The following is a 22,260-nucleotide window of genomic DNA, read 5'->3' as shown; positions in this document are numbered from 1 at the left end:
TTCAACATGCCACACGATACAGAATTTGAACTATTTCGGGATAGCTACCGTAGGTTCTTAAAAGAACAGGTTGCTCCGTATTACGAACAGTGGGAACACGATGGCCTTATCCCACGGGATCTATGGCTTCGTCTTGGGGAAAATGGCTTTTTGTGTGTTGATGTGCCCGAGGAATATGGCGGCTACGGCGCTCCTGTTCATTACTCACTCATGCTAGTTCAAGAAACTGCTCAAGCGGGCTTTGCGTCTTTAGCGGTTGCCATCGGTGGGCAAAATGAGTTGGTTTCTCCTTACCTACAAAATATTGGAACCGAAGAGCAAAAACTTTATTGGCTACCCAAAATGGTGGCAGGCGAAGTCGTCACTGCAATTGCCATGACAGAGGCCAATGCCGGTTCAGACTTACAGGCTATCCGCACTCAAGCTATTTTAGAAAATGACCACTACCGTATTAATGGTTCAAAAACTTTTATCTCAAATGGATTACATGCCGATCTGATCGTTTTGGTAGCAAAAACTGATCCTCAAGCTAAAGCAAAAGGTATTTCAATTTTCTTAGTGGATGCTGATTTAGACGGTGTTAAAAAAGGCCGCTCTTTACAAAAAATCGGGCTGCATGCCCAAGATACAGCTGAACTGTTTTTTGATGATGTCTGTGTGCCTACAACTCAGCGTTTGGGTGAAGAAGGACAAGGTTTCGCCTATTTAATGCAAGAGCTACCTCGCGAACGTTTGAGCATTTCTATGATGGCTTTGGGATCAATTTTGGGGGCTATTGAAATCACCAAAGACTATGTATTGGAACGTAAAGCTTTCGGACAACCGTTAAGTCAAATGCAAAACACGCGCTTTGTACTCGCAAACGCACAAATCAAAGCAAAGGCTGCTCAAGCCTTTGTAGATCAATGTGCAGCGCTATATCAACAACACCATTTAAGCGTAACCCAAGTTGCCGCATTGAAATGCTTTATTACCGATGTTCAATGTAAAGTGATTGATCAGTTACTTCAGCTTTTTGGCGGCTACGGTTACATGCAGGAATACCCGATTTCGCGCTTTTTTGTGGATGCACGGGTACAGAAAATTTATGGGGGAACCAATGAAATTATGAAGGAAATCGTGGCCCGAGAACTGCTCGGAAAATAATTCGATTTAAAAACCAAATAAGGCAGACAGAACAATCATGCCTTATTGAAAACAAAAAAATGATATTTCAGGAAGAAATGCGATGTCGAAATTATGGATGTACTCTACCCTTATGCTCTCAGGCTCGGTCTGGGCGGGCAGTTTTATTGATAACAGTTCAGTAGAACTCACCACACGGAATTTCTATTTTGACCGTGACTATAAAGAGCAATCCGCTTACCCCGCCGCCAAGGACTGGACGCAAGGGTTTATTCTCAAAGCCAACTCAGGTTATACCGAAGGGACAATCGGTTTTGGGTTGGATGTACTGGCAACGGCAGGTTTTAAACTGGATGCCGATGCCGAACATGCTGGTACTGGCAATTTACTCAGAAATGCGGTCACCAATGAACCCGCCGATTCTTATGGAGAAATTGGGGTCACCGCAAAAGCCAAAATGAGCCAGACCGAGCTACGCATCGGTACGCTCATGCCGATGAACCCTGTTCTAGTGGCTTCACCTGCTCGTTTGCTTCCTCAGACCTATCGAGGTATTTCACTGACCAGTAAAGATATTAAAGACTTCGACTTACAGGCAGCCTATCTCGATAAAGTGAATCATCGTGATTCGACCGACTACGAAAAAATTAAAATTTCAGGGGTGAATGGACGTTTCAAAGGTGCTGAAACCGATGGGCTCTATTATTTAGGCGGGAACTATCAACTCAATCCAGCATTCAAGCTCACCGCTTTTTATATGGATGTTGATGATCTATATAATCAGACTCTGGTCGGTGTATTACACCAATATAAAATTAATGACAGCACCAATCTGAGTTCACAATTACGTTATTACCGCAGCCGAGATGACGGACAAGCAAAAGCAGGCTTAGTCGATAATGACCTTTATCATGCGCATTTCGAACTCAAACATCAAAACCATAAATTTATTTTCGGGACTTTCCAACACCACGGCGACACTGCCTTTCCGTATTTGACTGGAGGTGAAACCGGACTTCTTATTGATACATGGCCAGGTGAGTTTTTAAACCCAAAAGAGAAAGCCTATAGCTTCCGTTATGAATATGACTTTAAAGATTATGTACCAGGTTTACGTTTTATGACCCGTTACACCACAGGTCACAATATTTATGCACCCAACTTAGGCGGAACCAATTTAAAAGAACGCGAAACAGACTTTGATTTAGGTTACACCGTTCAAAGTGGCTGGTTGAAAAATCTAGGGTTACGCGCGCGCTATGCCATTTATGACAACAACATGCTCTCTACAGCCAACATCAAACCTGTAAACGAAACCCGCATCAACATCGACTACACATGGAAATTTAAATAATCCAAAACCAGAGGTTCTGTCACAGATAGAACCTCTTTTTATTTCGGGAAATTCATCATGAAGAAAGTTGTAACACTACTCTGCGGAATGAGTCTGATTGCCCTGACTCATGCCGAAACGCAATATAGCCCACCACCCATTCAACTTGAGCCTTTAGCAAAATTTAGTGTTGATCTGAATGCACCTGTTTGGGAATTAGGTACCACCAGTGATGCAGGTAAACGCCGAATTATTCCTATTACAGGTGGGACATTTGCAGGGAAATCACTTAAGGGCCGCATTTTAAATAATGGCGCAGATTGGCAAATTGTCGACAGTAAAGGACTAGCCATTATTGATACGCGATATTTGTTAGAAACCGATGACGGTGCACTTATTTATCTTCAAACCAAAGGTTACCGACATGGCTCGGCAGAAACACTAAAACAGCTTGCTCAAGGCAAAGATGTCGACCCGAAAAATTACTATTTCAAAATTACCATGCAGTTTGAAACCAGCTCACCTAAATACTCATGGCTTAACCAGACCGTTGCGGTAGGTAGTGCCATGCGTTTGGGCAAAGCGGTTATTTATGATGCCTATACCCTGAAATAATAATTTTTATAACACTGATAAAAAGGATGGAGCCTTGATTATGGATCAAAGAACTTTAGAACACTTACCCCCCATCCATCACCATTTGGGTGGACATAATATTCATTGGAATGAAAAAAATACTGAACTCACCATCCACTACACAGCGCTAGAAAGCTTTACCAATCCACGCGGCACCATTGAAGGCGGCATGATCTGCGCCATGCTTGATGACGTGATGGGACTTTTTGCATATCTCGCCAATGATAATAAACCAGCCACTACCATTAACTTAACGATGGATTTTTTAAGGCCCTGTGCTGTGGGTGAAGTCATTACAAAATGCCGATTCATTAAACAAGGCAAAACCGTACTGAATCTCGAAAGTGAAGCTTGGCAAAACAACAAAATGATTGCACGAAGCACAGCTAATTTTCTGGTTTTAGATTAATTGCGACCATTCATTCAATAAGGATATGAATAAATGAATTACACCAACAAGAAACGAATTTTGACTCACTCCGCTTTAGTACTTGCCATGCTTGGTTCTTTGGCAGGCTGTGGAAGTGATAATGATGAAACAACGATTCCCTCAACAACGAAACCACCGCAGTTGTCTCCTGCTGTTGGGGTAAAAATGACAGGAAGCTGTTCCGACCTACTCGGATTTCAATACAACAATACGGTCATTAGCTCAGCTACCCTTCAAGAAGCAGGCACATTGACTGTCGCCAACAAACCGATTGGCGCTCATTGTTTAGTCAAAGGTTATATAGACCAACGTGTAAGCCCAGTCGATGGACAAGCCTATCAAATTGGTTTTGAAATGCGCTTACCTGTTGATTGGAACGGCCGTTTTCTCTATCAAGGCAATGGTGGAACCGATGGTAACTTAGTGCCTGCAACGGGTCAGGTCGGCAGCGGCGGTCCACTCACTAATGCTCTGCATGATGGTTTTGCTGTTATTTCTTCTGATGCTGGACATAACGCTTCACAAAATCCAATGTTTGGTTTAGACCCTCAAGCCAGAATTAACTACGGCTACGGTGCGATTACCAAACTCACGCCTATGGCAAAAAACCTAATTAAAACAGCATATGGTAAATTGCCAGATCGCTCCTATGCAGGCGGTACATCGAACGGCGGCCGTCATGCCATGATTGCAGCAACTCGTTTGGGCGACCAATATGATGGAATTTTAGCAAGTACACCGGGTTTTCACTTACCTCGTGCAGCCGCGGCTCAACTCTATACGGCGCAGCAACTTCGTCGTGTCGCAACAGATGAAAATGATCTAAGTACCTCCCTTACCCTTTCAGAACGTAAGGTTTTAGCAAAAGCGATTTTAGATCGATGCGATGCGCTAGACGGTATTGCTGATGGATTGGTTCAAGATGTTGAGGCTTGCCGTACGGCTTTTGATATTCACAAAGATGTCCCCGTTTGCTCAAGCACAAGAGATGGTACTTGTTTAAGCACCGAACAAATTGATGTATTAGCCAACATTTACCGTGGTCCTATAAATTCGGCTGGACAAGCACTCTATGCAACCCAGCCTTTCGACCCTGGTTTAGTCGGTAGTAACTGGGCAAGCTGGAAATTTGAATCTTCGGTAGGCACAGCGCGTGATCCTGTTGCAGTCGGCATTCTTTTTCAAGTCCCACCAGACCCAACCGTAACGCAAAACTCTAGACAATTTGCCTTTAATTTTAACTTCGATACCGACTATCCAAAACTATCGGCAACCAATGATGTATACACCGAAAGTTCGATGTCATTCATGATACCACCCGATGAATTGAATCTGGATAAACTCCGTAATCACGGTGGAAAAATGATTGTGATACAAGGCACAGCAGACGGCGTTTTCTCTGTAGATGACACCCAAAATTGGTACGATCAACTACTACAACTCTATAAAAATGATGCAAAAGGCACAGCACCTGAATTTGCACGTTTCTTTAGAGTTCCGGGCATGAACCATTCCCGTGGAGGCATTGCAACTGACCAATTTGATGCTTTAACCACTCTAGTCAACTGGGTTGAATATGGACAGGCACCAGACCGTATCATTGCGACTGCGCGCGGTACAGGCAACCCAAGTGGCGAAGTGAATACTGAACTTCCGCAAGATTGGGCACCAGACCGCACCCGCCCACTTTGCCGTTACCCGCTGATTGCCCGTTACAATGGTCAAGGTGATAGCGAAAAAGCTGAAAACTTTAGCTGTAAATAAGTCCGTTGCAATTAAAAGAGAGCTTATTTAAGCTCTTTTTTAATTTTAAGAATCGTGGAGGCAAGCAGATGACTTTCATAAATATCATTTTATAAATCATCTATTTTCCCCTAAGAGCCCAAATTTAGTCACCTATAGCTCAAAATAAAAAAATCTTTAAAATGAAGTGTAATATTATTGGATATAGTCTCTTTTTTATTTCTGCTATGAACAATACGCTCTCTAACAACAAACAAGTTGGAATAGTTTCTACTTTTTCCGAACTTATAAGCACCCATTTTCAAGGAGAAATGAATGCCATTTGCTGGTACAGAAATTTGGTTGGCGATTTTAAAGAAATTGTGGCTCAACTTCAGTTAAAAGAGAACGTTACAGAAATTTCGATAGAAGATCTTTTGGCACTGCAACTTTCAGCACAAGGTCATCTGGCAAGAGAAATGATCTTAAATGATATGCAATTATTAGCTGATCTCGGAGCCTCGCCTGCTCTTAATTTAATTCAAAGTTACCAACGCGATGATGAACTGAATTTCATTTCCACAGATGTGTATTCCTATCACGTCGATCGTTCACCCATCGAAACAGACACATTTTTATGCACCTATCATGGGGCGGCTAGCGAAATCCTACCCAATGATCAGGTGCAACAAAAGATTTTAATTCCAGAAATCAGAGAACAGCTCAGAAAATTACATGACGGGCCAGAAGCTGAATTTGAGCATTTCTTGCAAGAATACTTTTTTGATTTGCATTATCAGGCCCAGCCTGATGCACAACCAGTCAATTTAGGTGTGGGACATCTTTGGCGCTTAGCCGTCGATCATCCAACCCAACAAGTCTTGCCTTGTGTTCATAGAGCACCTATTGAAAAAGATGGCGAATATAGGTTGCTGTTGATTTGTTAGGAGGCTAATGCACTAGATTAGACAGCTATTGTGTGAATATAGTGCATTTTTCATTTAAATTATCCAATAAAATCGAATTTTAGCGTGGCATAAAATTTGCTCTAGACATATCCGTTATTTTTTAAAATTCATTAGGATATGTTTTATGTTTAAGCGCTCGCTCCTTTCTTTTGTCATTCTCAGCAGTTTTGCGACATCAACGGTTTACGCAGAAAGTTTTAATATTCTTAAACAGATCTCAAATAAACCTGTCCAGCTAAAAGATGGTGACTATAAAGGCAATTATTATGTTCCTTCGACTTTGGAGACCATCACTTGGGGCTATTTACCCAATAAAGATGCCAAGCCTGTTATTTCTGTTCCATCAGGAAGTGTGGTGACCTTTGATACGGTCTCACATGAAGGCTTATTGGAAGATCAAGGGCGTGATGCAGAAAAATATTTTAAATCGAAAGGTGTAAAAGCTGAAAATATTCTCGATGAAGCAAAAACAATTACGAAGTCTAATTTAAAACATGATTTTCATCAGGATGGCCCGCATATCGTCACTGGACCTGTTGAAATTCAAGGTGCACAACCCGGTGATATTTTAAAAGTCGAAGTCATTAAAGTTGAACCTCGTGTTCCTTACGGCGTTATTTCCAATCGTCATGGTAAAGGAGCGCTGGTGGGTGAATTTCCTAAAACACCTAAACAAGAAAATGCATCTGCTGCTCACCCAGAACGTTATGGGAATGTTTCAGTATTTACCCCAATCGAAAAGAACGCCAAAGGTGAATACGAAGGCGTACTCAAAACAGAATCAGGAAAGGCGATTCGTTTCCCGCTTTATCCATTTATGGGCATTATGGGAGTAGCGGCCAATACATCTGAGCCTGTCCATTCTGTCCCACCTGCAATGTATGGCGGTAATATTGATATCAACGAGTTAGGCGCTGGATCAACCATTTACTATCCAGTACAAGTTCCCGGTGCGCTGTTCTATACAGGCGATAGCCATTTTTCACAGGGCGATGGTGAAGTTGCGCTGACAGCACTAGAAGCATCCGCTCGTGCAACCCTTAAATTTACCTTATTAAAAGCAGGCAAAGATAAAATCCCGGGTAAGGAAATTGTGCAGCCCTTAGCAGAGAATGCTGAATTCTGGATTACGCCAGGACTGGATGAGGATTTAGATGAAGCTATGAAAAAGTCGACGCGTGAAGCAATTCGCTTTTTAAATCAGGAATATGGCATTGACGAAGCGCTTGCTTATGCTTATCTAAGTGCAGCCACAGATTTTGAGGTTTCGCAGGTAGTGGATAAAACCAAAGGAATTCACGCAAAAATACGTAAAGCTGATTTTAAAGAATTTAATCAAGCAGCCAAATAATACAGTTAATTCCCTATTCGTAATTTTGCTCAGAGAGTTAGCGTATATGGCTTGGCTCTTTGAGCTTTATATTTAATTGATACGAATGACAATAATTTGAGAATATTCCTATTCACGCTATATATTCTCTACAATGACCAGTGGAAATGGAATAAAACACGTTCAGTTGGTTAGGAATATCACCCAATATCTTAGAAAAAAGATACTAGATTGCTCAATAAAAATGATAATTAGTTAACACTTTATTAACATCAGTTCTTATGATTTCTTTTATGATGAGACTTTTCAATAATTGAGAAAACAAATGAAAAAAATCTTATTTATAGCATTAACAACAATTGCGCTAACAGCTTGTTCAAAAGAAGCGAATAAACAGACTGAGACCAAACCCACAACTGAAGATAAATCTGTCACTGAACAAACGGGAGCAGAGCAAACGCCTAGCCGAGTTTCATATCTTGAGATTTCTCCAAAAACTCAAAAATGTGATGCTGGAGCAGGACAAATGGATTGCTTACAAGTTAAACAACTTGATTATAAAGATGGGCAAAAAACATATAAGAGCAAAGATTGGGAAAATTTCTATGCAGGAATCGAAGGTTTTACGCATAAGAGCAATGAACAAGTCCTTATTCGTGTTAAAGAATATGACATCCCGAATCCACCAGCTGATGGCTCAAGTGTTCGTTATGTGCTAGATGAAGTGATTGAAAAGGTTCCTAGCAAATAAAAATTTTTAAATAAAAAGCACTTGGTTTTAGTACCGAGTGCTTTTTATTTTTAAAAACCTGAACTGTTTAGTTGGCGGCCCGCCTACATCTTTCTTATATATGATTTAGAATTTTGCTCGCAAAGATAAGGTTACATTACGTGGTTCTCCCCAATACACACCATTATAAAACCCTATTTCCTGATAGTATTTTTTATCAAATAAATTAGTAACTTGAATATTAGCACTCAGATCTTTACTTAATTCATAGCCAATATTGGCGTTTGCCAGAAAATATGCTTCTTGTCGAATAAAACCATCTGTATTCGATGGTGCTCCACCCCATTTGCGCTTTACTTCACTTTGCCAATTTACCCCAAAGCCTACGTTTACCTTATTTGCACCATCCCATAAATCTTCTGGTAATTTAAAGTTGGTATAAACCTTCGCTAAGTTTTGGGGAATAGAGGTAGAAGCGCTTACTTGTTCTGAACTTATGCTGTTTACATAGGTATAACCAGCTGTAATATTCCAATTAGGTGTGATCTGCCCAATAGCTTCGAGTTCAAAACCTTCAATTTTTAACCCCTCACCTGATGCTTTCATTGGGTCAGCACCATCATCTGTTTTAATACCCGCAGCGACTGCTTCACTATCAAGTATGGCAACATTCGATTTTTTAGACCAAAAAGCAGCAGCTGTTGCCAGTAATTGATTATCTAGTAAACTTGCTTTCAAACCAACTTCATAACTTTTACCAACTTCTGGCTCCAAGAAACTATTATTACGGTCTTTTTGACTACTTGGATTAAACATATCGGTATAACTGGTATAAGCCGTTATAAAATCATTAAGATCATACGTCACTCCAAAGTAAGGCGTAAATGCATCAGCTTTTACATCACTTTTCGTTCCATTCGTCGCTGAATAATCACTATAGCGTCCGCCTATAATTAATTTTAATTCATCGGTAACATTGAGTTTTAAAGTGCTATATACCCCATAATTACGTTGTTTGGCATCTTTGGTTGCTGGCGTAACGGTATAATCTGGTTTAATGGTTGCATTGCCATCCCATGTACGCCAATCATTAATCACGCATGTATCACCAATATTATTAGAAGGTAAAGTGACATCATTCACTTTTTTAGTACACGTCAATTGACCACTCGCCAAACCATTGAGCTGACCTGAAGGACTATCTGTAGAACGGTCAAAGCCATTAGCACCAATAATAAGTTCATGTTCGCGATTAAATAACTTAAAAGGACCGCTCGCATACAGCTCTAAATTCGTTTTTTTAGATTCTGATGTTGGATAGACTGTTGACCATACTCCTACTCCAGTCCCATCATTTTGATTCGGGAAACCAGAACCGCCATAGGACATCAACCAAAAACTTTTGGATAACGAATATGCCGCAGCAGCCTTGATCATCCAATTATTATCAAATTTATAGGTCAAATCGGCAAATGCTGTTTTATCTCGTTGACTAATGGTGTTCCAGCTATTCGCCAAGCTAAAATTTCTTGGTAAATTGGCAAGCGAACCATCTTGATTCCAATAAGGTACTGTTCCCCATGTCGAACCACGAGGCTGATTGTCTTGATACTGGAAGCCAACACTACCCGTTAATTTTTCTGTAATATCGGCTTCTACCATTGCCATTGCAGCCAAAGTTTCTAGAGAGTAGTAATCCATATATGAATCACCCTCAGTTCGGGCTGCCATCATTCGGCTTCTTACACTTCCATCTGTGGATAATGGAATCGAAACGTCAACTTCATTACGAATTTTATTCCAACGGCTAAATGAAGTTGCTACATTACCCGACAGTTCTTTAGTTGGTCGCTTACGAATCATATTAATGGTTGCAGAAGGATTTCCTGTACTCCCTGTTAAACCCGTCGCGCCCTTCACAACCTCAATACGATCAAAGAAAAAACTATCTACACGTGGACTATTTTCACCTATTGGCATTCCATCGATTTGTCGATTTGTAATTGCATAACCTCTCGCAAAATAATTTGAACGCTCGCTATCATTTTTAGTGACCGTTACCCCAGGTGTAGCAGCAAGGACATCATCGATAATATTTAGATTTCGCTGTTCTATTTGTTCTCGTGTAATCACACTGACTGATTGAGGCGTTTCTTTTAAAGAAAGTTTAAGCTTGGATGAACTTCGAGATGAGTTCGCTTTAAAACTTTTATTCCCTTCAGTTTTTTCATCTTCTTCCGCAGTAACTTTTATCGTAGGTAAGATTGAAGATGATTCCTTGGCCAAAAGCTGTTCTTCTGCAAGCGCACTGTTTGATAAAACGGCCCACACTAAGATTGACTTTATCGCAATATTTAAAGCAGTTTTTCTGATCTGGCTGTCCATAATATTTTAACAAATAAACAAGAATCATTATTATTATCATTTAACCAACAAAAACAAACAAATTTAACTGATTTCTATTATTTATTAGAAATATAAGCCTCTTGATCGCATATTTTGTCTTTAATTCATTGAATCAAGTCTTTAACGCCCTTGCCTCAGCGATATTATGCTGTTCAACCAAAGTACGAATCGTATATTCATGATTGGTTTTTTGGTCACAGGCAAATTCACATTTTTGATCCAACGGCAACGCACTCCCCCCAAGCAATGGACAGCCTGCAAACAGCTCTGCTACCCAATCAACAAAGACTCGAACCTTTTGCGATAAATGTCGACTCTGTAAATAAACCACCGAAATTGGCATCGGTGCAGGTGTCCATTTTGGCAAAACTTCTTTTAAGCTTCCCGTCTCAAAATGATTGGTCAACATATAGCGCGGGCCTTGGATCAAACCAAAGCCTTGCAAGGCCAAATCAATATAAGCATCACCATCATTGACTGAAACATGTCCATTGACACTGACACTTTGAATCAGATCATCGACCACAAAATCCCAGTCAAAATTACGCCCTGTCCGACTGGAAAAGAAATGAATGGCTTGATGATTTTTTTGCAAATCCTCAAGTGTTTTCGGTTCACCATATTTTTCTAAATAGCATGCCGATGCTGCTGTTGCACACTGGAATGTTCCGATACGGCGGGCAATTAAACTCGAATCCTGTAATTCCCCCACCCGAATCGCGCAATCCACCGCCTCACCAACCAAATCCACAGGGCGATCATTCATTCCGATCACCAAATCAATATCGGGATAGCGGTTATGAAACTCTCTTAACCTTGGAATTAAAATCAAACGCCCAATTGAAACTGGCACATCAATACGTAATCGTCCTCGCGGTCCCCGTTCCTCATCATGGAAAGAAGATTCAATATCTTCAACATCCGCCAAAATTCTGAGCGTACGGTCATAATACACTGCACCATCGGGGGTTAGACTGAGTTTACGTGTGGTTCGATTGAGTAAGCGAACTTGTAAATGTTTTTCTAAAGCCTGAATCGTGGTCGTAACCGATGCACGTGGTAGTCCAAGACTATCGGCAGCCAGACTAAAGCTGTTGGTCTCAACCACTTTATTAAAGACTTTCATTGCATGAAATAGATCCACTGGTCCACTCCCATTGATGCATTTTTGGCTTTTACACATCAATTATTATAAAAATACGAATAGTGTTATCAAATTTAGTATATTTATTCGTAATTGACAAACTTTTATGCTCCTTTCATTCCATAAACCTGTTTCTCCCATACAGACCAAAACAAAAAGTCTGAAAACAGGGATTCAAATAACCAGGAGCATCCCATGTCACTTTCCCGCAAACAGCTGACGCTGTCTGCTGTCATTATTGCCATTTTCGCAACAGGTGGCAGTTTTATTCTCTTCCAAGAAAATGCAGATGCCAAAGCGCCCCCAACAGCAAGTTCACCGCCAGCCGCAACCGTGGATGTTGCCAGCGTCGTGAGCCAAACCATTACCGATTGGCAAGAATATTCCGGACGTCTCGAAGCAATTGATCAAGTCGATGTCCGCCCTCAAGTTTCAGGAAAACTGATTGCAGTCCACTTTAAAGATGGTAGTTTAGTGAATAAGGGCGACTTGCTGTTCAGCATTGATCCACGTCCTTTTGAAGCAGAATTGAATCGGGCCAAAGCACAACTGGCTTCAGCACAAGCACAAGTCACGTATAGCTCAGCAAACTTGGGCCGAAACCAGCGTTTAATCCAGAGTAATGCGATTGCCCATCAAGAACTCGATCAAGCGGAAAATGAAGCACGTTCGGCCAATGCTAACTTGCAAGCCGCCAAAGCCGCAGTCGAAACCGCCCGTTTAAATCTGGAATACACTCGTATTACCGCACCTGTTAGTGGTCGCATTTCTCGTGCCGAAGTCACGGTCGGTAACGTGGTTTCCGCTGGCAATGGCGCACAGGTGCTGACCAGCTTGGTTTCCGTTTCTCGCCTTTACGCATCTTTTGATGTAGATGAGCAAACCTATCTGAAATATATCAGCAATCAACGGAATTCAGCCCAAGTCCCCGTTTATCTCGGTCTCGCCAATGAATCTGGTTTTAGCCGTGAAGGTTATATCAGTTCGATCGATAACAATTTAAATACCACCTCAGGCACGATTCGTGTCCGAGCCACTTTTGATAATCCCAAAGGCGTGATGCTACCAGGACTCTATGCACGCATTCGCTTGGGTGGTGGACAACCTCGCGCAGCCATTCTGATTAGCCCAACGGCGATTGGTGTTGATCAGGACAAACGCTTTGTGGTCGTTGTCGATGCGAAAAACCAAACCGCATATCGCGAAGTTAAATTGGGTGCTCAGCAAGATGGCTTGCAAATCATCAATAGCGGTCTGCAAGTGGGTGACCGCATTGTCGTGAATGGATTACAACGCATCCGACCGGGTGATCCTGTCAAACCTCACCTCATTGCTATGCCGAATCCTCAAATCGCTGCCGATAACACTGCACAACAACCTCAGCCTACAGATAAAACCCCAACTTCGGCAAAAGGTTAATCCTCATGAATATTTCCAAGTTTTTTATTGATCGTCCGATCTTTGCTGGGGTGCTATCCGTCCTGATTCTATTGGCGGGCTTACTCTCTGTTTTCAAATTGCCGATTTCTGAATATCCAGAAGTGGTGCCGCCCTCTGTCGTCGTGCGCGCACAATATCCGGGTGCCAACCCCAAAGTGATCGCTGAAACCGTTGCTTCTCCTTTGGAGGAATCTATCAACGGCGTAGAGAACATGCTGTATATGCAGTCTCAAGCCAATAGCGATGGTAACCTGACTATTACTGTCAATTTCAAGCTCGGGATTGACCCTGATAAAGCACAACAACTGGTCCAGAATCGGGTCTCTCAGGCTTTGCCTCGTTTGCCCGAGGATGTACAACGCCTAGGTGTAACCACAATAAAAAGTTCACCTACCTTGACCATGGTGGTGCATCTCACCTCACCAGACAATCGCTATGACATGACCTACTTGCGTAACTATGCCGTACTCAATGTCAAAGACCGTCTGGCACGCTTACAAGGTGTGGGTGAAGTCGGCCTGTTTGGTTCGGGTGATTACGCCATGCGCGTATGGTTGGACCCACAAAAAGTGGCGCAACGTAACCTCACCGCCCCTGAAATTGTCAACGCGATCCGTGAACAGAATATTCAAGTCGCTGCAGGAACCATCGGTGCTGCGCCAAACAATTCACCTTTACAGCTCTCGGTGAATGCACAAGGTCGCTTAAGCACTGAACAGGAATTTGCCGATATTGTTTTAAAAACAGCTGCGGATGGTGCAGTGACTCGACTCGGTGATGTCGCGCGTGTTGAGCTTGCTGCTTCGCAATATGGTTTACGTTCATTGCTGGACAATAAACAGGCCGTTGCGATTCCAATTTTCCAAGCACCGGGTGCCAATGCCTTACAGGTCTCTGACCAAGTGCGTAGCACCATGGCGGAACTGTCCAAAGATTTTCCATCTTCGATTAAATACGACATCGTTTACGACCCAACCCAATTTGTACGCTCAAGTATCAAAGCGGTGATTCATACTCTGCTTGAAGCGATTGCACTGGTGGTTGTCGTGGTGATCCTGTTCTTACAAACATGGCGTGCTTCAATTATTCCGTTACTGGCAGTGCCTGTTTCAATCATTGGTACCTTCGCCTTGATGCTGGCTTTTGGCTATTCCATCAATGCATTGTCACTGTTCGGAATGGTACTTGCCATCGGGATCGTGGTCGATGATGCCATCGTGGTGGTGGAGAATGTCGAGCGAAATATTGAAGCAGGACTCAGTCCAAGGGATGCCACCTATCGTGCCATGCGTGAAGTCAGTGGACCGATTATCGCGATTGCGTTGACACTGGTTGCCGTGTTTGTCCCCCTCGCCTTTATGACGGGATTAACAGGGCAATTCTATAAGCAATTCGCCATGACGATTGCCATCTCCACCGTGATTTCGGCATTTAACTCACTCACCCTATCTCCTGCTTTGGCAGCCATGTTGCTCAAAGGACATGATGCTAAACCTGACTTTTTGACCCGTGTGATGAACCGTGTCTTCGGACGCTTCTTCGCATTGTTTAACCGTGTATTTTCACGTGCCTCTGATCAATATGGTCGAGGGGTGAATCGGGTGATTTCCCATAAAGCCTCAGCCATGGGCGTTTATGCAGCCCTGCTTGGCCTGACCATTGGTATTTCTTATATCGTTCCGGGTGGTTTTGTCCCTGCGCAAGATAAGCAGTACCTGATCAGCTTTGCCCAATTACCCAATGGTGCTTCACTGGATCGAACCGAAAATGTGATCCGTAAAATGAGTGATGCCGCGCTAAAACAGCCGGGCGTAGAAAGTGCGGTGGCCTTCCCGGGTTTATCGATTAATGGTTTTACCAACAGTTCCAGTGCCGGGATCGTCTTTGTCACCTTAAAACCTTTCGCTGAACGTAAAGCAGCTGATCTTTCTGCCAATGCCATTGCAGGTGCTTTAAATCAGAAATACTCAGCGATTCAAGATGCTTATATTGCGGTCTTTCCACCACCACCCGTGATGGGTCTCGGAACGATGGGCGGCTTTAAACTCCAGCTCGAAGATCGTGGTGCTTTAGGCTATGCCGAATTGAATAATGCAGCACAATCCTTTATGAAAGCGGCACAATCTGCACCTGAATTGGGGCCGATGTTCTCTAGCTATCAAATCAATGTGCCACAACTGAATGTTGATCTGGATCGGGTCAAAGCCAAACAACAAGGCGTTGCGGTGACCGATGTATTTAGCACCATGCAGATTTATCTCGGTTCACAATATGTGAATGACTTTAACCGCTTTGGTCGTGTCTATCAGGTACGTGCCCAAGCCGATGCACCGTTCCGTGCCAATCCTGAAGATATTTTACAGCTCAAAACCCGTAACAATGCTGGACAAATGGTGCCGCTGTCTTCTCTGGTCAATGTCACTCAAACCTATGGCCCAGAAATGGTGGTACGCTATAACGGCTATACCGCAGCGGATATTAACGGTGGTCCTGCACCGGGTTACTCATCGAGCCAAGCCGAAGCCGCAGTTGAACGAATCGCCGCTGAAACCTTGCCACGTGGGGTGAAATTTGAATGGACTGACCTGACCTATCAAAAAATCTTAGCAGGTAATGCTGGATTGTGGGTCTTCCCGATCAGCGTGTTGTTGGTGTTCTTGGTCTTAGCGGCACAATATGAAAGCCTCACTTTACCATTGGCTGTGATTCTAATTGTACCGATGGGTATCTTGGCTGCACTGACAGGCGTTTGGCTCACAGGTGGAGATAACAACATCTTTACCCAGATTGGCTTAATGGTACTGGTCGGGCTGGCCTGTAAGAATGCGATTTTGATTGTCGAATTTGCCAGAGAACTGGAAATGCAAGGCGCGACCGCATTCAATGCCGCGGTAGAAGCCAGCCGTTTACGTTTGCGTCCGATCCTGATGACTTCGATTGCCTTCATTATGGGGGTAGTACCGTTAGTCACATCAACAGGTGCAGGTGCTGAAATGCGCCATGCCATGGGCGTTGCGGTATTCTTTGGTATGATCGGAGTGACCTTCTTTGGTTTGTTCCTGACGCCTGCCTTCTATGTGTTGATTCGTACCCTGAACAGCAAACATAAACTGCATTCGGCAGCGGTGCATGAAGCACCATTGCACAGTTCACATGATCACTAAGGAGCAGGATATGACAGGATTCAAACCACACTGGATACTCTCCTCCCTCATGGGAAGCCTGCTACTTGCAGGCTGCTCATTGGCACCTGAATATCAGCCAGCCAAGGTGATTATTCCACTGCAATTTAAAGAAGCGGATGCCAAACTGGATGATCCTAACTGGAGCATTGCCCAACCCGCTGATGCACAGTCTCGCGGTGAATGGTGGCATATTTTTAATGATCCTCAGTTGAACGATCTGGAACAACAAGCCATTGCGGGCAACCAAAATCTAAAAGCGGCAGCAGCCAATATTCAAGCATCACGCGCCTTGAGGTCTGCTGCACAAGCTGAACGTTTACCTAGCATCGGCGCAGGTTTTGGGCCAACCCGTCAAAAGCCCTCACCCGCTTCGTTAGGACTCGATGCAGATGCACCGACATCGGCTCGTACACTGTGGCGAGCACAAGCCAATGTCTCCTATGAACTGGATTTGTTTGGACGAATTGCCAGCAGTGTCAATGCCGCAACGGCTGATGTACAGCAACAAGAAGCCTTGTATCATTCCGCATTGTTAGCACTGCAAGCCGATGTTGCTCAAGCTTATTTTCTGATTCGTCAATTCGATGCTGAACAGGTCATTTATGCGCAAAACATCAAATTACTGACTGAGAATCAAAATTTGATCCAAGCACGTTATCGCAATGGCTTAGTCAGTGATCTGGACGTTTCTCGCGCACAAACGGAACTCTCTACTGCACAGACCAATGCACTCAGCATTGCACGGAGTCGAACCAGTACCGAACACGGATTGGCTGTATTACTTGGTAAATCCCCTGCTGATTTTAGCTTAGCGATTCAACCCTTGTCTGCTACGGCGATTCGCCTGCCCGCAGGTTTACCGTCGTCGCTGCTCGAACGTCGTCCTGACATTGCTGCCGCAGAACGCGCGATGGCCGCGGATAACGCCCGAATCGGTATTGCACGTGCAGCCTTTTTCCCAAAACTTGATCTTACAGGTGCACTGGGTTATGAATCTGCAAGTTTAGGTGATTTAGGCAAATGGTCGAGTCGGACTTTTTTACTCGGCCCTGTTGCAGGCACAATTTTGTCTTTACCGTTATTTGACGGTGGGCAACGTAAGGCGGGTATCGCTCAGGCACGTGCAGGTTATGAGCAAAGTGTTGCCAATTATCGGCAAACGGTACTGAATGCTTTTCGTGAAGTTGAAAATGGTTTGTCTGATCAACGTATTCTGGATCAGCAAATACAAGCTCAGGGCCAAGCACTTGCTTCATCTCGACATGCCAATCAGCTTTCACATTTGCGTTATCGTGAAGGCAGCATTAGTTATCTGGATGTGATTGATTCGGATCGGAGTATCTTGCAGCAAGAGCAACTCGCTGCACAGCTTCATGGTAGTCGAATGATTGCCAGTGTAGATCTGATTCGTGCTTTAGGTGGGGGTTGGCACACCCAATAGGAATCGCCCAACGATAAACTAAAAGCAGCAAAGTATTAGGGAAATTTCATTACTTTGCTGCTTTTTATACAACGGTAAGATGAATGAGCTATCTATCTCTGTCATTCAATAAATTGCCAATGTCAGAGTAGAAATGACTTATTTTTTAGATAAGTACAAAAATCAAAAGTCTTTTCAATTTACGATTACTCTCATCAAATGACTTAGAAGTGATAGCCAATTTTGAGCCCATAAGCGATAGCATGATTGTTTTTAAACTCAGCCTGTTCTGCCATTTCTTTAATTCCATCGATAGGTAAATAGTAGGCACCATCTTCGGACTTGGCATCACCTAACCAGTAGTATTTAACACCAGCGGCGATAAAATAATTTTGAGCAGGATTGAATTGTGCACCAAGTCCCATTGACCATGATCCCTTCATTGGCCCCAACGTAGAAGCAGGATTACCCGTGCCAGAATCCCAGCCGACATCGGTGGCAAAACTCCATTTTTCTGTAAATTGATGGCCTATTCCTAGGGTTACATTATATTGATCCTTTTGATACGAATCTAAATCAATGCCTTTCTTGTATGCACCTTCCGTAAGCTCATTTAGATAATCCGCGGTAAGTGCGTTGTATTGGGTCGGGCGTATATTAAAATCTTTCCAATTCACCCATCTCAAATTCATATAAGCAATTGTTTTTTCGGCAACTCCTGTTTGAAAGTCGATATTGACGGATTGAGGGGTTTCGATTGTCGTCTTTGCGGCTTTGACATACTGTAAAGGTTCGCCAAATATACTTTCTTCGACCTGAAATTTATATTTGATTTTGGAGCGATACGTGACCGCCGCTTTCAATGCAATCTCTGGAATTTGATAGCTCACCCCAGCCAGCCAACCCAGTTCTCCTTTTTCTTTAAAATTTGCCTCGTAACCATTAAAAGCCTCGGTATAGGCCATGCCTCGGAAAGACGCTTTTCCTTTAACCTCCTGATAAACAGGCCCGCCATAAATCTGGAAGTTCTTAAAAGGTGAATATCCAAAAATGAAACTTAAGTCCTGACTTTCCACATTTACAGATGTACCTTCCTGACTAAAATCATTATCTGAATAGCTATTGTTGGGGCGAAGTGGATATGCAGTTTTTGCCGCAAATGGTTGGTCATAAAGCAGGCCGAAACTAAACTGATCGGTTAATTGTAACTTCAATGCAGCTGTATAAAATTGCACATTTTGCCCAATATCACCTGTATCACGACTTTGATTTGCACGCACAAGATTTGGACGATCATGCACAACACCAGAAACTGAAGCATCGACAGCAAATGCATTCGCTTCAAAATAATGACCATTTTCTAAAAATGGCAGTATCGACTGACCAGACTGATCAAGTGCGGAAGCTTGGGTATGATCACTGATCAGCACACTGATTATGCCGCACATAATGGGAGCTAATCCGAACCGATGGATCTTAGAAAATGAGCCATTCAAACCATTATTTCGAGTTACTTCTCTAGTTTTCGAGAATAATCTAGAGAAGCCCACACTCTCCTTGCATACAGATTTTTCCATTATTAAATTCATCCTGAAAATTATAATTTTTTGTTCAATCACACAAATGATGAGATATTTCCTTATCCATTTACCATCATGAAGACCAGATAAAATGGATAAAGAATATACTGATAAATAAATTACACAGTGTCAATGACCATGTGTAATTTATGCAGGGAAATTGCTGCGCCTGCCAGTTATATTTAATACAAGCCATTCATAAATAAAATATTTTCAATTAAAAATGTTTAAACTGTAGCTGGTGTTTTATTTATTCTCATAAAGCGTTGAAGTCCAGATATTTCGAAGTACACGAATCACAACCTCAGGTTCTACAGGAGATGAACGTCCGAATGCTTCGGAAAGATAACGCTCTTCCAGCCATATCAGCGCTTTTGCTGTTTCGTCGATATCTAAATTTTTTTTAATATTTCCTGCCTGTTGTTCTGCTCTTATGTGTTGAGCAGCCGCCTTGATAAAATCTTGAATTATTGCTCGATAGACGCTATCAACGCGTTCATCTCCACTTGCTGCTTCGACAAAGGCCCTTAATAAACGACCATGTTGTATATAGACATTTATAGAGTCGACCAAGGCACGCTCTAGATCGTCTTGGAGATTATTTCCTGCCAACCACCGTTCCGTGATATTAAATAATTCTCTGGCAATATTCTCAACAAGACGAAGTGTAAGATCATGTTTATCACGGAAATGGACATAAAAAGCTGGGCGTTTTAAACCTGTACGGCGCATGACCTCATCAATATTGAGGTCACGAAAATGATGTTCATTTAAAAACTGTTCAGCAGCCTCTAATATTTCTCGCTCAGATTCTTTTGGATCATGTTTAGGTCTACGGCGAGAAGTTGTCATATGGTCCCATTTCCTATTGGCATGGTGTCATTGTAGGTATTAATAAATCTTTCGACAAGTCTTTGTACCATTGTGCGTTCCCTCTATCCGCTTAAAATCAGAAAAACGACTAATTAAAAAAATAAAATATAAATTATAAAATTCAGTAGCTTAATTCGACCAAATTTCCCCTTTCTCTTTATTCTCTCTTAACCCGAAAGACAATATTGCAATAATTACACACAGTCATTGACAGTGTGTAATTATTGGCTTAATAATATTCACATGCCTAGACTTCACTCGATTTAAATCGAAGTGAATGTGGACTGGATCAAGGACTTTGTTCATCAGGGAAAATGAAGATTATAAAAATCATCATCTTAGGAAATCTAACTGATGCTCAATTTATTAAAATTGTGTGAAGAGGAAAAAGATATGAGTACATCAGACCAAATTGCTATTACTGATGTTTTAATTATCGGCGCAGGGATTTCAGGTATTAGCGCAGCATACCATCTAAAAAAATATAGACCGAATACGACATTCACTTTGCTCGAAGGCCGCGACGAAATTGGAGGCACATGGAGTCTGTTCCGTTACCCAGGCATTCGTTCAGATTCAGATATGCAGTCTTTTGCATTTGGCTTTAAACCGTGGACCAATAAAAGGGTTTTTGGCAGTGCTCAAATGATCTGTAATTATTTAAAAGAAACGATCACTGAGAATGACATCGAATCTCATATTCGCTTTGGCCATTATATGACTAGTGCCGAATTCTCATCTTCTGAAGGTCTTTGGACAGTAAAAGTGAAGCGTAAAGATCAGAAAACTTTAATCACTTTCCGCTCCCGCTTCTTACTGATGAGTACAGGTTATTATGACTATGATAATGGCTATACACCTGAGTTTAAGGGAGCGGAGGAATTTCAAGGACTCATTATTCACCCTCAACACTGGCCAGAAAACCTTGATTATTCTAGCAAAAAGGTTGTGGTGATTGGTAGTGGTGCGACAGCCGTGACCTTAATTCCTGCGATGGCTGACAAGGTCGGGCATATTACCATGCTCCAGAGATCACCAAGCTATGTCATGGCAGCGCCAAGTACAGATGCAATCGCGAATACTCTCAATGGTATTCTCTCACCACAACGTGCTTTCGATCTGATCCGCCGCAAAAATATTGCCTTGACACGGGGCGTCTACAATTTAAGTCGTCGCTTTCCAAAGCTGATGCGTCGCTTTTTAATCTCGGATGTACAACGAAATCTACCAAAAGACTTTGATGTCGCCACTCATTTTTCACCGAAATACAATCCGTGGGATGAACGTTTATGTGTTGTCCCCGATGGCGATATGTTCAAAGCGATTTCTGCGGGTAAAGCATCTGTCGTCACCGATCATATTGAGCGTTTTAGCAAAGAAGGCATTTTACTTAAATCAGGAAAAACGCTGGAAGCCGATATCATTGTGACCGCTACAGGCCTTAATGCGGTCGCATTTAGCAAGACACAATTGATTGTGGACGGGAAAAAAATAGTTTATCCAGAGACCACAATTTTCAAATCAATGATGTTATCCGACATTCCCAATTTTGCTTTCGCATTCGGCTACACCAATCTGGCATGGACCTTAAAAGTTGATCTGGTCTGGAAACACTTCTGTAGATTACTGGATTACATGGATGAAAATAAGTATGCCACATTCACACCCGTCATCAGTGATAAAAGCATGAAACGCATTCCATTTGTAGACCTGAACTCAGGCTACATTCAACGAAGCATCGCACAATTTCCAATGGCAGGTACACAAGGCCCATGGATTGTAAAACAAGATTATAAATTCGATGTTGAGCGACTTCGTAAAGGTCCTGTTTTTGATAAAGAACTAAGTTTCACCCAGATTAAGCCGAAGAAAAAGCCAAGCGTTGTTACCACAGAAACAATGCCAGAACAGATCAAAATTCAGGCTTAACACAGCGAT

General features: G+C 42.5%; 16 protein-coding genes. 12 read left to right on the top strand and 4 right to left on the bottom strand.

Annotated elements, in window-relative coordinates; genetic code table 11:
- Window positions 1-6 precede the first annotated feature (6 nt).
- The 8 genes from IEV36_RS09795 to IEV36_RS09760 all read left to right on the top strand — a co-directional run bounded on the left by IEV36_RS09795 (window position 7) and on the right by IEV36_RS09760 (window position 8,295).
- Window positions 7-1,146, top strand: a complete 1,140-nt coding sequence (locus IEV36_RS09795) for an acyl-CoA dehydrogenase family protein (RefSeq protein ID WP_005258686.1) — start codon at window positions 7-9, stop codon at window positions 1,144-1,146.
- 82 nt (window positions 1,147-1,228) lie between these two features.
- Window positions 1,229-2,479 (top strand): OprD family porin, encoded by a 1,251-nt coding sequence (locus IEV36_RS09790; RefSeq protein ID WP_005258687.1) that lies wholly within the window; start codon window positions 1,229-1,231, stop codon window positions 2,477-2,479.
- Between the two features lie 57 nt (window positions 2,480-2,536).
- Window positions 2,537-3,073, top strand: a complete 537-nt coding sequence (locus tag IEV36_RS09785; RefSeq protein ID WP_005258688.1) for a DUF3237 domain-containing protein — start codon at window positions 2,537-2,539, stop codon at window positions 3,071-3,073.
- A gap of 40 nt (window positions 3,074-3,113) precedes the next feature.
- Window positions 3,114-3,503 carry a PaaI family thioesterase gene (locus tag IEV36_RS09780; protein WP_005258689.1) on the top strand — a complete coding sequence of 130 codons (390 nt, stop codon included), beginning with the start codon at window positions 3,114-3,116 and terminating at the stop codon, window positions 3,501-3,503.
- A 33-nt stretch (window positions 3,504-3,536) separates the two neighbouring features.
- Entirely contained in the window at window positions 3,537-5,288 is a 1,752-nt protein-coding gene (locus IEV36_RS09775; protein WP_005258690.1) for a tannase/feruloyl esterase family alpha/beta hydrolase, read from the top strand.
- A gap of 206 nt (window positions 5,289-5,494) precedes the next feature.
- Entirely contained in the window at window positions 5,495-6,193 is a 699-nt protein-coding gene (locus IEV36_RS09770) for a DUF1826 domain-containing protein (protein ID WP_050560018.1), read from the top strand.
- Between the two features lie 145 nt (window positions 6,194-6,338).
- Window positions 6,339-7,565, top strand: a complete 1,227-nt coding sequence (locus tag IEV36_RS09765) for an acetamidase/formamidase family protein (RefSeq protein ID WP_005258692.1) — start codon at window positions 6,339-6,341, stop codon at window positions 7,563-7,565.
- A 304-nt stretch (window positions 7,566-7,869) separates the two neighbouring features.
- Window positions 7,870-8,295: a DUF4377 domain-containing protein gene (locus tag IEV36_RS09760; RefSeq protein ID WP_005258693.1), complete on the top strand. Its 426-nt coding sequence runs from the start codon at window positions 7,870-7,872 to the stop codon at window positions 8,293-8,295.
- Window positions 8,296-8,400: 105 nt separating this feature from the next.
- On the opposite strand, the gene IEV36_RS09755 is transcribed toward IEV36_RS09760, so the two are convergent.
- Both IEV36_RS09755 and IEV36_RS09750 read right to left on the bottom strand, forming a co-directional pair.
- Window positions 8,401-10,659 carry a TonB-dependent siderophore receptor gene (locus tag IEV36_RS09755; protein ID WP_005258694.1) on the bottom strand — a complete coding sequence of 753 codons (2,259 nt, stop codon included), beginning with the start codon at window positions 10,657-10,659 and terminating at the stop codon, window positions 8,401-8,403.
- 133 nt (window positions 10,660-10,792) lie between these two features.
- A complete protein-coding gene (locus IEV36_RS09750; RefSeq protein ID WP_005258695.1) occupies window positions 10,793-11,824 on the bottom strand; it encodes a LysR family transcriptional regulator in 1,032 nt (343 codons plus the stop codon).
- 195 nt (window positions 11,825-12,019) lie between these two features.
- On the opposite strand from IEV36_RS09750, the gene IEV36_RS09745 reads away from it, so the two are divergent.
- From IEV36_RS09745 to IEV36_RS09735, 3 genes are read left to right on the top strand one after another with little or no spacing between them, the layout of a single operon-like run.
- The gene (locus IEV36_RS09745; protein WP_005258696.1) at window positions 12,020-13,243 is read left to right on the top strand and encodes an efflux RND transporter periplasmic adaptor subunit; all 1,224 of its coding nucleotides are present in this window, start codon (window positions 12,020-12,022) and stop codon (window positions 13,241-13,243) included.
- Between the two features lie 5 nt (window positions 13,244-13,248).
- On the top strand, window positions 13,249-16,428 hold the full coding sequence (adeG, locus tag IEV36_RS09740; RefSeq protein WP_005258698.1) for a multidrug efflux RND transporter permease subunit AdeG: 3,180 nt from the start codon (window positions 13,249-13,251) through the stop codon (window positions 16,426-16,428).
- 10 nt (window positions 16,429-16,438) lie between these two features.
- Window positions 16,439-17,890, top strand: coding sequence for an efflux transporter outer membrane subunit (locus IEV36_RS09735; protein ID WP_005258699.1), 1,452 nt, complete (start codon window positions 16,439-16,441; stop codon window positions 17,888-17,890).
- A gap of 203 nt (window positions 17,891-18,093) precedes the next feature.
- Here the strand turns inward: IEV36_RS09735 and IEV36_RS09730 are convergent, their stop codons facing one another.
- Together IEV36_RS09730 and IEV36_RS09725 are read right to left on the bottom strand one after the other, a co-directional pair.
- Entirely contained in the window at window positions 18,094-19,446 is a 1,353-nt protein-coding gene (locus IEV36_RS09730; protein WP_005258700.1) for an OmpP1/FadL family transporter, read from the bottom strand.
- 249 nt (window positions 19,447-19,695) lie between these two features.
- Complete coding sequence (locus IEV36_RS09725) at window positions 19,696-20,301, bottom strand: TetR/AcrR family transcriptional regulator (RefSeq protein WP_004773542.1); 606 nt, start codon at window positions 20,299-20,301, stop codon at window positions 19,696-19,698.
- 414 nt (window positions 20,302-20,715) lie between these two features.
- Between IEV36_RS09725 and IEV36_RS09720 the strand changes: the two genes are divergently transcribed.
- On the top strand, window positions 20,716-22,251 hold the full coding sequence (locus IEV36_RS09720; protein ID WP_171067992.1) for a flavin-containing monooxygenase: 1,536 nt from the start codon (window positions 20,716-20,718) through the stop codon (window positions 22,249-22,251).
- Window positions 22,252-22,260: the final 9 nt, after the last annotated feature.

The sequence above is a fragment of the Acinetobacter vivianii genome, from assembly GCF_014635885.1.
Classification (GTDB): Bacteria; Pseudomonadota; Gammaproteobacteria; order Pseudomonadales; family Moraxellaceae; genus Acinetobacter; species Acinetobacter vivianii.
Note: the sequence above shows the minus strand (reverse complement) of the source record. Positions and strands in the feature narration are given on the sequence as shown.

Coding starts and splice junctions, on each gene's coding strand:
- IEV36_RS09735 (WP_005258699.1), top strand. CDS start 16,439: ATGACAGGATTCAAACCACACTGGATACTCTCCTCCCTCATGGGAAGC.
- IEV36_RS09785 (WP_005258688.1), top strand. CDS start 2,537: ATGAAGAAAGTTGTAACACTACTCTGCGGAATGAGTCTGATTGCCCTG.
- IEV36_RS09720 (WP_171067992.1), top strand. CDS start 20,716: ATGAGTACATCAGACCAAATTGCTATTACTGATGTTTTAATTATCGGC.
- IEV36_RS09760 (WP_005258693.1), top strand. CDS start 7,870: ATGAAAAAAATCTTATTTATAGCATTAACAACAATTGCGCTAACAGCT.
- IEV36_RS09780 (WP_005258689.1), top strand. CDS start 3,114: ATGGATCAAAGAACTTTAGAACACTTACCCCCCATCCATCACCATTTG.
- IEV36_RS09745 (WP_005258696.1), top strand. CDS start 12,020: ATGTCACTTTCCCGCAAACAGCTGACGCTGTCTGCTGTCATTATTGCC.
- adeG (WP_005258698.1), top strand. CDS start 13,249: ATGAATATTTCCAAGTTTTTTATTGATCGTCCGATCTTTGCTGGGGTG.
- IEV36_RS09795 (WP_005258686.1), top strand. CDS start 7: ATGCCACACGATACAGAATTTGAACTATTTCGGGATAGCTACCGTAGG.
- IEV36_RS09765 (WP_005258692.1), top strand. CDS start 6,339: ATGTTTAAGCGCTCGCTCCTTTCTTTTGTCATTCTCAGCAGTTTTGCG.
- IEV36_RS09725 (WP_004773542.1), bottom strand. CDS start 20,301: ATGACAACTTCTCGCCGTAGACCTAAACATGATCCAAAAGAATCTGAG.
- IEV36_RS09775 (WP_005258690.1), top strand. CDS start 3,537: ATGAATTACACCAACAAGAAACGAATTTTGACTCACTCCGCTTTAGTA.
- IEV36_RS09730 (WP_005258700.1), bottom strand. CDS start 19,446: ATGGAAAAATCTGTATGCAAGGAGAGTGTGGGCTTCTCTAGATTATTC.
- IEV36_RS09755 (WP_005258694.1), bottom strand. CDS start 10,659: ATGGACAGCCAGATCAGAAAAACTGCTTTAAATATTGCGATAAAGTCA.
- IEV36_RS09770 (WP_050560018.1), top strand. CDS start 5,495: ATGAACAATACGCTCTCTAACAACAAACAAGTTGGAATAGTTTCTACT.
- IEV36_RS09790 (WP_005258687.1), top strand. CDS start 1,229: ATGTCGAAATTATGGATGTACTCTACCCTTATGCTCTCAGGCTCGGTC.